This window comes from Victivallis sp. (genome assembly GCF_048170485.1).
Lineage (GTDB): Bacteria > Verrucomicrobiota > Lentisphaeria > Victivallales > Victivallaceae > Victivallis.
Genome location: NZ_DBEXAY010000003.1, coordinates 1 through 11688, shown reverse-complemented (window position 1 = coordinate 11688; position 11688 = coordinate 1). Strand labels below are relative to the sequence as shown.

The window sequence follows — 11688 nt, the reverse complement described above, 5'->3', positions numbered from 1 at the left end:
CGGCAAATCTGATTTTCTGCCCGGAATGGGGAATTTCTCCGGGAACTGGCCGGCGCGCGAGGGCAATTCAAAGAGAAGGCGGACAGGCCGGGAAACGTCCGCTCGGCCTGTCGATGTAGAAAGCGGTGGCGAAATACTCATGGAAGGCCGTTTTGAGGTAGAGACCGCTGCTGTCGCGACGTTTGAGCACTCCTTCAACAGCATGACGAGCTCCTGTGATTACTCCTTTCATTATAGGCGATGTATACAGATTGTCACAATTTTGTATACAGACGGCGCGGGTTTATTCGCAATTTTTGCTGTACAAAAAAAATTTTTCCGGGCTTGGCCGTTCCAGCGACAGCAAGAAAAAACGCGGTACGGAGATGTTCCGTACCGCGCTGTTCCGGGGGGCTTTTTTTCAGAATTTCGACTCCCAGGAGTCGCTCTCCGGGCGTTCGAACGGGGGGAGTTCCCCCGTATTGCCGGAAAGTTCGATTTCGTTCAGATTCAACCGCGACACATGCCGGGCGATGAACGGCACATCCCCTTCGATCGTTCCGGAGATGCCGGAGAAGCGCAGGTCGCTGAGCGTCGTGGCTGCATTCCCTTCCAGCTGGAAGGGGCGTCTGGCTCGGACGCGGAAGTTGCGGAAGGTGAGCCGTTCCAGCCCCCGCAGCCGGATTGCCCCCTCGCAGAGGATTACGACAGGAGCTCCTCCGGAGACGATGTCGAAATTTTCAAAGCACAGATCGCTCACCTGCAGATAGCCGCAGCACTCTTTGCGCAGATAGCGGTAGGGATGGACGCTGACGATTCCGTTCCCTTTCCCGCGGAAGACGATGTTGCTGAAGGTGCAGTGACGGATGGTATCGTCGCTCGGGCAGCCGATCCGGATTCCCTGGCAGGCGCTGTCGAGCACGCAGTTGGTCACGGTGACCTCCTCGCAGATCGAAGGCTCCTCCGGCGAGCGGCGGATGGCCCGCAGAATCAGGCAGTCGTCGCCGGTGCGGAAAAAGCTGTCGCTCACCGTCACCCGGCGGCAGCTGTCGATGTCGATGCCGTCGTTGTTGATCATCTGCTGACAGCCGATGATCCGGATCCGGCTGATGTGGACATCTTCACAGGCGATCAGCCAGAAGCTCCACCCCGGCGAGTCGAGGAACGATACGCCGTCGATGAACACATTCCGGCAGCGGTAGAGCTGCACCATCCGCGGACGCGGGTGCGGCGGCTTGGCAAAGAATTTCCCCGGCGGCACGTTGCGGTCGTAGAACAGCGGGCCGTTTCCGTCGATCTCTCCGCCGCCGGTGATGGAGATGTTTTCGCACTCCGCGGCGGCGATGAGACACTTGCGGCTCCCTTCCGGCGCGACAGCGTCGAAGCCGGGGTGGCGGAAGTCGTCGTAACGCTCCGGCGTCGATTCCCCGAGAATCTTTGCTCCCGCCGGAATGTGCAGTTCGATGTTGCTGCGCAGATAGAGCGTGCCGGAGAGGTAGACGCCCGGCTCAAGCACCACCCGGCCGCCGCCGGCCTGTGCGGCGCGTTCAATCGCCTGCTGGATGGCGGCGCCGCTCTTTTCACTGACAAGGTAATCCATATTCAATCTTCCTGATCTGGTTAGAAGAAACTGTTTCAGCCTATTAGTATAGTTCCCGGTGGAAAAAAAAGCAAGGCGGAGAACGGAGGAAAAGCCGATTTTCTCCGTTCTCCTGCCGGGGGACGCCTCATTTCTTCCGGGCGCGCCGCCGTTTGAACTCCTCGTATTCCGCGAGGGTTCCCGGATAGTCGGTGACGACACCGTCGCTGATCTCGATGATCCGCGTGGCCAGACTGCCGACGAACTCCCGGTCATGGCTGACGAAGATCACCGTGTTCGGGTAGAGGGTCAGCGCGTAGTTCAACGCTTCGATCGATTCGAGGTCGAGGTGGTTGGTCGGCTCGTCCAGCGCGAGGACATTGCCCGCTTCGAGCATCATCTTCGCCAGGATCAGCCGCGCCTTTTCTCCTCCGGAGAGCACCTGCACCGGCTTGTAGACTTCATCGCCGCTGAAGAGCATTTTGCCGAGGTAGGAGCGAAGTTCCATTTCGGTGAGGCCGCGTTCGGGGGCGAACCGGGCGAGCCAGTCGATCGCCCGCTCCTCCATATTGAGCACTTCGGCGGCATCCTGCGGGAAATAGCTCAGCTTGACCGTCTCGCCGTGGACGACGTCGCCGCTGCACGGCTCGATCCGTTTGAGCAGGGTTTTGAGCAGCGTGGTCTTGCCGGCGCCGTTGGTGCCGATGATGGCGACCTTCTCCTCGTTGCCGATGGTGAGGTTGAGGTGTTCGAAGAGCGGCCGGTCGTAGACTTTGGCCAGATCAGTTCCTTCGATGACCCGCTCGCCGAGCCGGACTTCGGAACGGAAGCGGATGAAGGGGGAAACCCGGCTGGAGGGTTTGATCTCTTCGAGCTGAATCTTCTCCAGCTCCTTCTGGCGGCTGGTCGCCTGCCGCGCCTTGGAGGCGTTGGCGCCGAAGCGGTTGATGAACTCCTTGAGTTCGCTGATCCGGTTCTCCTTCTTCTGGTTTTCGCGGCGGATGTTCTCGAGCGCGATCGCGTTGGCGGTCATGAAGGCGTCGTAGTTGCCGGTGAAGAGGCGGATTTCCTGATAGTCGAGGTCGGCGATGTGGGTGCACACCTCGTTGAGGAAGTAGCGGTTGTGGGAGATCACCACCACGGTGCCCTCATGGCTGCGCAGCATGTTGCAGAGCCAGTCGATGCTGTTCATGTCGAGGTGGTTGGTCGGTTCGTCGAGCAGCAGGATGTCCGGATTGTCGAAGAGCACCTGGGCCAGCAGGACCCGCAGCTTGAAGCCGCCGGTGAGGGTCGAGAGGGGCTGGGTGTGGAACTCCTCGGCGATGCCGAGCCCGGCGAGCAGTTTTGCGGCGTCGGACTCCATGGTGTAGCCGCCGGCGTCGGCGAAGAGCCCTTCGATGTCGTTGGCGCGCTCCTCCTCTTCAGGGGTGAGGTCCGCCTTGCTGTAGAGGTACTCCCGTTCGCGGTGGATGCTCCAGAGTTTTTCGTTGCCCATGCAGACCACGTCGAGAATCGGAACCTCCTCATAATCGTAGTGGTTCTGCTTGAGGAAGCCGATCCGGCACTCCTTGTCGACTGCGATGGAGCCGGTGGTCGGCTGCTGCTGGCCGGTGAGGATCTTCATGAATGTGGACTTGCCGGAGCCGTTGGCTCCGATCAGGCCGTAGCGGCAGCCCGGGTTGAATTTGACGGAGACGTTTTCGAACAGCGTCTGCTGCCCGAAACGCATCGAAATGTCGCTCGCGGAAATCATTTCTCGTGTCGCACCTTATGCTGATTGAACATGGGCCGGTTCGCCGGCCGCCCCGTTTTTTGTAATCCGACAGAAAAAATCGTCATACTATATCACATGACCGGCACTTTTGCCAGAAAATTTCTGTCGGAGGCGACAATTTTTCGCTATCGGCTGCCGAGTGTGCGGAACTGTCGCGGGGGGAAGGCGAAAAAAAACGTGCCCCGCAACATCTGCGGGGCACGCTGAAGTTCCGTCGCTTACAGGGTGAGATACTTTTTCCGGAGTTCCGGTTCGGACATCATCCGCAGGAACACCCCTCCTACCACCGACCGGGCCTGGAAGCCGACCTTCTTGCCGTCGGTGGTTTCGTACCAGTCGGTGAGCGGCACCCGGGTCGGCGTTTCATTGAGCCAGAGGTAGACCGGGTCGAGCAGCGCGGCGAAATCCTCCGCTTTTCCGGTCAGCGTCGCACTCCACAGAATCCAGTCGAGCTTGGTGTAGGTGCGGCGGTTGTCCAGCGGCAGTCCGTAGCGGTTCTGGCGGGTGCGGTAGAAGGCGAGCTCTTTTTCCGCCACCTCCTTCGGGAACAGATTCAGGTTGAGGAGCCGGTCCCAGACCAGATTGTACTTCTGGCTCCAGCTGCCGGGCTGGTCGAAGGCGAGCCGGTAGTGATCCGAATCTGCGGCATCGACCACCCATTTCCGGGCGGCGGCCGCGGCGGAGCTGCGGAATTTTTCCGCCTCTTCCGCATGGCCGAGCGCCGCGGCGATCCGGCTGTAGGCGCCGAGGGCGAGAATCGCCTTCAGCGAAAGGTTGGTGTTGTGCGCAAGATGACCGGCGAAGTCGTCGGTGCAGAGCTGATTTTCCGGATCATATCCCTTGTCGAGCAGATACTCCGCCCACTTGCGAAGCGTCGCTTCGTGCGCCGCGGCGAAGGCGGTCTCCCCGGTGAATTCCACCAGCGCACCGGCGAGCAGCAGCATGTTGCCACTCTCCTCCACCGGCATCTGGTTCTCCTCGGTCTCTTCGCCGCCGCCGTAGACCTGGCCGTTGGCGAGAGGGTAGGTTCCGAGGTCGTGCGGGGCGAAGGGGAACTTCCAGCGGCGGCTCTCCGCATAGCGCAGAATCGGCCGGAGCATCCCTTTGACCAGCTCCGGAGCGGTCAGCAGAAAGAGCGGCGCCGAAGGATAGGTCACATCCACCGTCGCAATGCAGCCGTTGGAGTAGTTCTCCTTCGAGAAGAAGAGCGCACTGCCGTCGAAGTCAGCCGCAAGTTTGTGAGCCGCGATCGCCTGACGGAAGGCGAGCGCGCAGAGCCGGGCGTACTTTTCGCCGCCGCACTTCCGGGCGTCCTCCATCAGCATCCGGTCGTAGCGGATGCACTCCTCGCGAAGTGTGGAGAACTCTTCCAGCGCCGCTTCCACCATCTCGCGGAATCCGGCGAACGATTCCCGCCAGTACGGGCGGAGTTTCTGCCCGAGATATTCGATGGGGGAGGGGTCGTCATAGGCGACCGCCACGAACCGTTCCTGCGCTCCCTCTGCCGGAAGGTCGAAGGTCAGTTTCGCCGCCAGCGTCTGATATTTCAGTCGGGCCTCGATCGGGAATTCGATATCGTCCGCCTCCGGGAGTTCTCCGGTTTTCGCAAAGGTCGTGCGCAACGGCCAGCTCGGCGCGATCGCAGTCTCCTCCGCAGGGGCCGGAATGACAAGACAGCTCTTCCCCCAGTTGATCCGCAGATCGTCGCCCGCAATGGTCAGCGGCCGCTGATTGGTGGAGGCCGCATAGAGCAGTTCGAACCGGGAGGAGTGCGCTCTGCCCCAGACGATCTTTTCCGTCGGCAGATTGACGCAGAGTTCCGCGCCGCAGTCGAAGCAGAGTTCCGCCTTGTGCGGTTTCCCGTCGGTTGAGGCGAGGCGGAAGATCACATAGGTGAGCGGCCGCGACAGCACGTCGAGCCGGTGCGGCAGAGCCGGGGTGAGGAAGGTGAGCTCCAGCTCCACCCCCTCCGCCTCGAAGCGGTAGATGGTCCGGGTGGGGAGGATCTCCACGGAGCGCTGTTCCATCGCCGGAGCGAAAGCGTTACGCCCGCAGAAGTTCCGGCACTTGCCGTCGATGCGCAGGAGACCGCTGATTCCGTAGCTGGAACCGGTCCAGTGGTGCGGCCACTCCCGGGTCAACTCGTCTTGAAAGCTCCAGATGCTGAAATAAGGATCGTGCACAATCAGCGGCACGGCCGGCGCACGCAGCGGCGCAAGTGGCGTCGAATTCATTTTTGTCCCTCCCTCTTTTGGGTGTCCTGGTTGTAATATAGGCGCAAAAATGGATTTCTGAAATGGAGAAAGTTGACGATTCGATGTGTAAAATGCGCATCGTGCTGTCCGGGTACATCACTCCAGCGTCACGAACGCCACCGCGTAAGCCCGTTCGTGGCTGATGGAGATGTGACACCGTTTCACTCCGAGCCGGGCGGCGGTTTCCGCGGCGTGTCCGGTGAAGGTGAGTTGCGGCGCGCCGTGGTCGCCGGAGAGCACTTCGATTTCGGTGAAGGCGCACTGTTCACCGATGCCGCAGCCGAGCGCTTTCGCCGCAGCCTCTTTGGCCGCCCAGCGGCCGGCGTAAAAGGAGGGCGCTTCGTTGCGGCGGCGCGCCTCCTCCTGTTCCGCGGGGGTGAAAACCCGGTTCCGGAAGGCGCTGCCGAAGCGCTGCAGTGACGCGTTCACCCGCTGGATTTCGACGATGTCGGTCCCGATTCCCGCAATCATTTCTGCACTCCGGAATTTTTCTCTTCAACCGGCCGGGATTTCTCCAGCTCCTCCAGACGGCGGCGGAGTTCTCCGCTCTCTTTGCGGGCGCGGTCGGCGTCATCCTTCGCCGCGGAGATGCCGGCTTTCGCCTCGCTGATCTTTTTCTCGTAGGCGGCGGCCTGTTCACGCAGCTCCTGCTGCTGTTTCCGGGCGAACTCCTCCTTGAGCCGGAGCGTCTCCGCCTGAAGTTTCTTTTCGGCATCCGCCGAGAGTTCCGCAATGCGGCGCTCGAAGCCTTTGCGCTGTTCCGCCAGTTCACTGCCGAGCCGTTCGGCGTTCCGCTGGAAGTCGGCGCGGGATTGGTCCAGCATGACGCCGAGCTTCTCCGTCTCCCGCCGTTGTTCGGCCCGCATGGTCTCCATCTGGCCGGAGAGCTTCTCGCCGCCCCGGGTCAGGCTTGCCACTGCGGCGGCGTTTTCCGCCTTGCTCCGCTCGAACTTCCCGTGCAGGGTCCACAGCGCCGCGCCGAGCAGCAGAAGCAGGAGCAGGGCGGCGGCCATGATCGCCAGCCCGGCGCCCCACATCCGGCGCAGCATCCGGCGCCGTTCGCGCTCCAGCTCCTCGAATTTCGCGGCCAGCGCGGTGAACTCCCGGGTGAACTGCGAACTCATTTCGTCGAAGGCCGGGCGGAGCATCGGCAGTGTCTCGCCCTCGCCGTCCGCGGCGGCCGGATTCTCCGCCGGGGACGCGGCCGGAGAGGCGGACTCCTCCTGTGCGGCGGCTTCCGCTTCCTCCGGATGAGCCACCTCCGGACGGATGCCGTACCGGGCGGCGAGCTGCTGTTCGATCTCGAACGAGCTGTTGCCGGCGTTGCGCAACTCGGCGATTTCACGCAGGATCTGGAGGGATTTTTCCGAATAGAACCGGCGTTTGCCCCGGTTTTCGGATTCGAGATATTCCGCATAGCGCGTCAGCCAGTCATTGATGGTGCTGCGCGGCAACCCGAGTTCCTGCGAAAGGTCGCTTGCGAGAAAGCGCCGGTTTTCCGTCGTCATCGTGTCATTCCTCCGGTTGATGGTAACGCCGGGCGAAGAAATCGCGGATGCGGGCGATGTCCCGGCCGATTTGATGTTTGAGCTCCTCGGGGGAGGAGAAACTGCGCTCTTCCCGCAGATGGCTGAGAAATTCCACCCCCAGCTCCGAACCGTAAAGATTGCCGGAGAAGTCGAGCAGGTGAACCTCCAGCCGCCGCACCGCCTGCTTCCAGCCGAACGTCGGCGCAAATCCGATGTTGACCGCCGCCGGATACGCTTTGCCGTCGCGGATCGCCGCCGCCGCGTAGACCCCGTCCGGCGGCAGGACGCCCGCCGAAAAGGAGACGTTCGCCGTCGGGCAGTCCAGCCGGCTGGTCGCCGCGCCGTAGCCGTACTCCACCTTGCCGACCAGCCGGTAGGGGCGGCCGAGCATCGCTTCGGCCGCGTCGAGCCGCCCGGAGGCGATTGCGCGCCGGATTGCGCTTGAACTGATCACTTCGCCGTTCAGCCGGACCTCCGGGCAGGCGATGAAGTCGATTTTCCGCCGCCGCGCATAGTCGTCGAGCAGCTCCCGGTTGCCCCGGCCGCCGCGGCCGAAGCGCCAGCTTTCGCCGACGCAGATGCCGCAGAGTTCGAATTCGGGGCACTCCAGCATGCGGGCGAGAAAATCCTCCGGTTCCAGCGCGGCGAATTCAGGCGAGAAGCGGATGACCCACACCTGGGCGGCCCCCGCCTCCCGCAGCAGCCGGACCCGTTCGGTGAGCGGCACCAGCAGCGCCGGCGGCTCCTCCGGGCGGAGCACCGCCCGCGGATGCGGGTCGAAGGTGAGGGCGGTCGGCACCGCGCCGCTGCGTTCTGCCAGCTTGACCACCTCTTCGATGATTCTGCGGTGGCCGAGGTGGACGCCGTCGAATACGCCGATACCCAGCACCAGCCGGCGCCGTTCCCCCTGCAGAGCCGGGGAGCTCCCGGCCATGCTGAAATTTAAGATATCGTTCAACTCCCGAATGCTCCGGTATTGAAATTACTCCATTTGGTCACTATATTAAGATACACTGAAATCAATCTTCCGTCAACAGGGAAACGCGATGAAAACCGTACTCTATCCCGGATCGTTCGATCCGTTCACCAACGGCCATCTGGATCTGGTGGTCCGTGCCGGGCTGCTTTTCGATCAGGTGATCGTCGCGGTGGCCGTAAATTCCGAAAAGACGCCGATGTTCACGCTGGAGGAGCGCAAGGAGCTTATCGAGAAGAGCTGTGCCGATCTGCCCCATGTGCGGGTGGTTGCATTCCGCGGCCTGCTGGTCGATGCGATCGTGGAATATCAGGCGCAGGCGGTGCTCCGCGGACTCCGCGCCTTCTCCGACTTCGAATACGAACTGCAGATGGCGTTGATGAACCGCAGTCTCCGCCCGCAGTGCGAAACCATCTTCATGATGCCGACGCTCAACAACTCGTTTGTCGCTTCGCGGCTGGTGAAGGAGGTCGCCGCTCTGCACGGGGATTTCCGCCACTACGTCCCCGCCGTCGTCGCCGACGCCATCGAGGCGAAACTTGCCGCGAAGGAGGGGAGAAAATGATTCGCTTCTCCGTTGCCCGGCTCGAGAAGGAGCCGATCGAACTGGTCGGCAGCGAGCCGGCGGAATTTCTGGAAGTCGAGCCCTCTGATCTGCTGACGGTGTGTGCGCCGGTCTCCTACGATCTCGTGGTCAAATCGGTTTCCGGCGGTGCGCTGGTAGAAGGGAAGGTTGCGACCCGGCTTTCCGGTCTCTGCGGCCGCTGTCTCGAGCCGGTTGAGGAGGAGGTCAGCGCCGACAACATCTGTCTCTTTCTCGAAATCGGCGACGAGGAGGAGATGGATATTTCCGAGGACATCCGGTCGGAAATGCTGCTCGCTCTGCCGATGACGCTGCTCTGCTCCGACGACTGCCGGGGGCTGTGTCCGGTCTGCGGCGCCAACCGCAACCGCACCGTCTGCGGCTGCGAACCGCCTGCGGCCGGCCCCTCCTGCTGGGACGCGCTGGATGATCTGAAACTGTAACCCGGTTTTTCCGCCGGGCCGCTTCCCGGTCTGCGCCGTTCTTCCGGCGCGGCTGTCGGGAGCGGATTTTTTTTTGCCCTTTTTTCTGCTGTTCCGCGGAAATTTTCCGGCCGGGAATTGACAAAATTCCCTACTGAAACGGAAGGCGATGCGGCGGGCGCCGCGTCGACCGGATTCCGTAAGGACCGGAAAGGAACGATTTCATGGGAGAAAAGAGTGGGGAAAATTCATCCGCCTACACCGTCGGAGAGATTGTCGCCCTCCGGCGCGAGGCGGAACAATTGCAGCTGTGCGGCCGTTCGAAACTGGATTCCTACACGCCTGCGGAACTGCAGGAGATCTGCAACGGCATCGGCGCGGACTGGATGCCGGAAATCATGCGGGAACTGTTGACCGCGCTTTCGCCGTTTGCGGAGGCGGCGGCGATGATTCACGATGTGGAGTATTTCGAAGGGGGCAACGCGTCGGAGCGCGAGGCGGCCGATCGGCGATTCCGGGAGAACATCGTCCGCACGGCGAAGCGGAGCTACGGCTGGTACCATCCGCTGCGCTACCTGGCGATGGTGCGGGCGGAGTGTTTCTATCTCTTGCTTCGCACCTTCGGAACGGCGGCCTGGAAGGAGAAGGAGGTGGCAGATGCCGAGCATCAATGAGCGCATGACGGCGCTGGAGTCGCTGACGACGGAGAACAACAAAACCCTTTGGCGCATTCACGAGGCGATCTACGGCAACGGCAAACCGGGACTGCTGGCCGAGGTCCGGGTGCTCGCCCAGAGCGTCGAACAGCATCACGCCGAACACCGCCAGCGGAAAATCGACTGGCAGTGGCTGGTGACGACGCTGATTGCGGTCGCGGCGGTGCTGGCGGTGTTCCTGCGGTAGTCCGGTTCCAGGCCGGAACTATCTGGAAGAGGAGCCGGAGTACTTGCCGGAAGCGTCGCGATAGGTGGTGCGGTTCCCGCTGGTTGTCGCGCTGCCGGAGTATTTCCCGGAAGCGTCGCGGTAGACGGTGCGGTTCCCACTGGTCGTCGCACTGCCGACATACTTGCCGGAGGCATCGCGAAAGACGGTGCGGTTCCCGCTGGTTGTCGCGCTGCCGGAGTATCTGCCGGAGGCGTCGCGGTAGGTGGTGCGGTTCCCGCTGGTCGTCGCACTGCCGGAGTATCTGCCGGAGGCGTTGCGGTAGGTGGTGCGGTTTCCGCTGGTCGTCGCACTGCCGGAGTATTTGCCGGAGGCGTCGCGGTAGGTGGTGTTGCCACCTCCCATCGCCACACACCCGGTCAGAAGAACTGCTGCAAGAATTTTCCACATGATTTCATCCTCCTGAAAACAATATAGTTCCCATGAGAAAAAAGTCAATAGTTGTTTTGCTGTAAGGGGATTGTTTTCATTTGCTTTCCAGCTCCGCCGGCCAGGCGAGCAGTGACAATTCCGCAAAGCCGGGAAGGGGCCATGCCAGCATTCGTACCATATAGTGATAGTTGAGATTCCATTTCTGCAAAGTTTGATAGATCCCGAAGAGTTCCTTTTTATTGTGATAGATGCTCAGGCTCATGACCGGCCGGTTTTCTCTGATTACTTTTTCCGCTCCGTGGAGCATATCCATACCCATGCCCTCGATGTCAGCTTTGATCAACTTTACCCGGGAGAGGTTGCGTTCTGTACAGAATGTGTCCAGCGTCTTGACTGTGATCGGTATGCCGTTTTCCGCATGTGTCAGGAGAGAATTGCTTTCCCCTGGAGTCTCATGAAAAAAGATCGTTTCGTTTTCTGCTCCCAGTCCCAGGGGAACGAGCTCTATTTTTTCGGGATTGATCTTGTTGCGTTTCAGATATTTTTTGCACACGTTGCGATTGCTTTCCGATGGTTCAAAGGAGTACACTTTCCCGGGGGCGTAGTGTTTGAGAAAGACGAGCGCGGAATCTCCGAAACAGCAGCCGGCATCGATGAAGTTACCATCGCGAAGATAATCCCGGACGGGAAAATCGAGAAGCCGCAGGCCGTGATGTGTCAGAAAGCTTTCCATTCCGGAACATGTCCGGGGAAAATGGTATTTCTTTTGTTCTCGGAAGAGCTCTTTTCGTATCATATTCCGTTGTTTCAATTCTTCCGAAGTGAAAAATTTCCGCGTGTTGTAAAAGAAAAAATCATGGCTTCCGGCCGGAAGGAAGCAGACTCCCTTCAGATATTTTTTTATCTGCGATACAGACTCGCTGTCCAGGTCATGAAAGGTGGAATTCACCTCCTCCTCGGATACCCCATGAAACTCATCACCAAAACAGGGGGCCAGAGGCGCCATCTGCCATTCATGGATCATGACATTGACAATAATTTTCAACTTTTCTGAAAATCTTCCGAAAATAAAATCAGATATTTTATAACAGGTTTTTATATATGATGTCATGGCATCCAGTCTGCTTGATGGAGTTTGAACAAGTTCGTTGTTTTAAAATTCCATAAAAATATTAGGTTTTCAATGTTGTATAAATAGATATTCGTCTTATATAAATCTTGTCAATTTAAAATAGTATATCAAAAAAACGATTGCAAGTGGTAAAATATAATTTTTT

General features: G+C 60.2%; 13 protein-coding genes. 4 read left to right on the top strand and 9 right to left on the bottom strand.

Annotation, left to right across the window (positions count from 1 at the left end):
• The 7 genes from ACMLHG_RS00140 to ribF form a co-directional block, all read right to left on the bottom strand.
• A partial coding sequence (locus ACMLHG_RS00140; RefSeq protein WP_417169135.1) for a hypothetical protein occupies positions 1-204 on the bottom strand: 204 nt, incomplete at its 3' end.
• A 196-nt stretch (positions 205-400) separates the two neighbouring features.
• Positions 401-1579, bottom strand: a complete 1179-nt coding sequence (locus ACMLHG_RS00135; protein WP_417169134.1) for a glycoside hydrolase family 28 protein — start codon at positions 1577-1579, stop codon at positions 401-403.
• Positions 1580-1706: 127 nt separating this feature from the next.
• A complete protein-coding gene (locus tag ACMLHG_RS00130; protein ID WP_417169133.1) occupies positions 1707-3311 on the bottom strand; it encodes an ABC-F family ATP-binding cassette domain-containing protein in 1605 nt (534 codons plus the stop codon).
• A gap of 239 nt (positions 3312-3550) precedes the next feature.
• Positions 3551-5566: a glutaminase domain-containing protein gene (locus ACMLHG_RS00125; protein ID WP_417169132.1), complete on the bottom strand. Its 2016-nt coding sequence runs from the start codon at positions 5564-5566 to the stop codon at positions 3551-3553.
• 117 nt (positions 5567-5683) lie between these two features.
• Entirely contained in the window at positions 5684-6058 is a 375-nt protein-coding gene (gene acpS / locus ACMLHG_RS00120) for a holo-ACP synthase (RefSeq protein ID WP_294437159.1), read from the bottom strand.
• The gene (locus ACMLHG_RS00115; RefSeq protein WP_295807758.1) at positions 6055-7095 is read right to left on the bottom strand and encodes a MerR family transcriptional regulator; all 1041 of its coding nucleotides are present in this window, start codon (positions 7093-7095) and stop codon (positions 6055-6057) included. The genes acpS and ACMLHG_RS00115 overlap by 4 nt, the downstream gene beginning before the upstream one ends.
• Positions 7096-7099: 4 nt before the next feature.
• Positions 7100-8074 (bottom strand): riboflavin biosynthesis protein RibF, encoded by a 975-nt coding sequence (gene ribF, locus ACMLHG_RS00110; RefSeq protein WP_417169131.1) that lies wholly within the window; start codon positions 8072-8074, stop codon positions 7100-7102.
• 88 nt (positions 8075-8162) lie between these two features.
• Between ribF and coaD the strand changes: the two genes are divergently transcribed.
• From coaD to ACMLHG_RS00090, 4 genes are all read left to right on the top strand, one after another.
• Positions 8163-8657, top strand: coding sequence for a pantetheine-phosphate adenylyltransferase (gene coaD, locus ACMLHG_RS00105; protein ID WP_295807762.1), 495 nt, complete (start codon positions 8163-8165; stop codon positions 8655-8657).
• The gene (locus tag ACMLHG_RS00100) at positions 8654-9118 is read left to right on the top strand and encodes a YceD family protein (protein ID WP_294437167.1); all 465 of its coding nucleotides are present in this window, start codon (positions 8654-8656) and stop codon (positions 9116-9118) included. The genes coaD and ACMLHG_RS00100 overlap by 4 nt, the downstream gene beginning before the upstream one ends.
• 203 nt (positions 9119-9321) lie before the next feature.
• Complete coding sequence (locus ACMLHG_RS00095) at positions 9322-9771, top strand: hypothetical protein (RefSeq protein ID WP_417169130.1); 450 nt, start codon at positions 9322-9324, stop codon at positions 9769-9771.
• Positions 9755-10000, top strand: coding sequence for a hypothetical protein (locus tag ACMLHG_RS00090; RefSeq protein ID WP_294437171.1), 246 nt, complete (start codon positions 9755-9757; stop codon positions 9998-10000). The genes ACMLHG_RS00095 and ACMLHG_RS00090 overlap by 17 nt, the downstream gene beginning before the upstream one ends.
• Positions 10001-10018: 18 nt before the next feature.
• Here ACMLHG_RS00090 and ACMLHG_RS00085 read toward each other — a convergent pair whose 3' ends face one another.
• Positions 10019-10429 carry a hypothetical protein gene (locus ACMLHG_RS00085; RefSeq protein WP_295807768.1) on the bottom strand — a complete coding sequence of 137 codons (411 nt, stop codon included), beginning with the start codon at positions 10427-10429 and terminating at the stop codon, positions 10019-10021.
• Positions 10430-10505: 76 nt separating this feature from the next.
• Complete coding sequence (locus ACMLHG_RS00080; RefSeq protein WP_295807769.1) at positions 10506-11456, bottom strand: FkbM family methyltransferase; 951 nt, start codon at positions 11454-11456, stop codon at positions 10506-10508.
• Between the last annotated feature and the right edge of the window lie 232 nt (positions 11457-11688).

What these genes read in the sequence shown, in the direction of transcription:
- ACMLHG_RS00135 (WP_417169134.1), bottom strand. Translation starts at nt 1,579, where the DNA reads ATGGATTACCTTGTCAGTGAAAAGAGCGGCGCCGCCATCCAGCAGGCG.
- ACMLHG_RS00130 (WP_417169133.1), bottom strand. Translation starts at nt 3,311, where the DNA reads ATGATTTCCGCGAGCGACATTTCGATGCGTTTCGGGCAGCAGACGCTG.
- ACMLHG_RS00125 (WP_417169132.1), bottom strand. Translation starts at nt 5,566, where the DNA reads ATGAATTCGACGCCACTTGCGCCGCTGCGTGCGCCGGCCGTGCCGCTG.
- acpS (WP_294437159.1), bottom strand. Translation starts at nt 6,058, where the DNA reads ATGATTGCGGGAATCGGGACCGACATCGTCGAAATCCAGCGGGTGAAC.
- ACMLHG_RS00115 (WP_295807758.1), bottom strand. Translation starts at nt 7,095, where the DNA reads ATGACGACGGAAAACCGGCGCTTTCTCGCAAGCGACCTTTCGCAGGAA.
- coaD (WP_295807762.1), top strand. Translation starts at nt 8,163, where the DNA reads ATGAAAACCGTACTCTATCCCGGATCGTTCGATCCGTTCACCAACGGC.
- ACMLHG_RS00100 (WP_294437167.1), top strand. Translation starts at nt 8,654, where the DNA reads ATGATTCGCTTCTCCGTTGCCCGGCTCGAGAAGGAGCCGATCGAACTG.
- ACMLHG_RS00095 (WP_417169130.1), top strand. Translation starts at nt 9,322, where the DNA reads ATGGGAGAAAAGAGTGGGGAAAATTCATCCGCCTACACCGTCGGAGAG.
- ACMLHG_RS00090 (WP_294437171.1), top strand. Translation starts at nt 9,755, where the DNA reads ATGCCGAGCATCAATGAGCGCATGACGGCGCTGGAGTCGCTGACGACG.
- ACMLHG_RS00085 (WP_295807768.1), bottom strand. Translation starts at nt 10,429, where the DNA reads ATGTGGAAAATTCTTGCAGCAGTTCTTCTGACCGGGTGTGTGGCGATG.